Source organism: Onishia niordana (genome assembly GCF_004798965.1).
GTDB classification, from domain to species: domain Bacteria; phylum Pseudomonadota; class Gammaproteobacteria; order Pseudomonadales; family Halomonadaceae; genus Onishia; species Onishia niordana.
In genome coordinates this window covers 1-270 of record NZ_SDSD01000072.1, presented here as the reverse complement: position 1 = coordinate 270, position 270 = coordinate 1, and the positions used below count along the sequence as shown (strand labels likewise).

Here is a 270-nt window from a genome sequence, read left to right as displayed (position 1 = left end):
ACGTCGTGCTTGTTGTGCATCTACCAAATCAACATCAATACTACGTGGTTCTTTAAATGCATTTTTAACAGCATCTTTAGTAATTTCGTTAAAAACAACCCGATTTTTATCTTCCAAAGGAAGACCTAAAATATGTGCCAAATGCCAAGCAATGGCTTCTCCTTCTCGGTCCGGGTCACTTGCTAAGTAAACAGCTTTTGCTGCTTTAGCCTCTTTTTTAAGAGAATTGATCAGTGGTGCTTTTCCACGTATATTAATATATTGTGGTTC

General features: G+C 37.4%; 1 protein-coding gene. It reads right to left on the bottom strand.

What is annotated here, in order from left to right; all coding sequences use genetic code 11:
• Nucleotides 1–270: toprim domain-containing protein (locus ETC27_RS17980; protein WP_240724967.1), on the bottom strand; the 270-nt coding region annotated here is incomplete at both ends.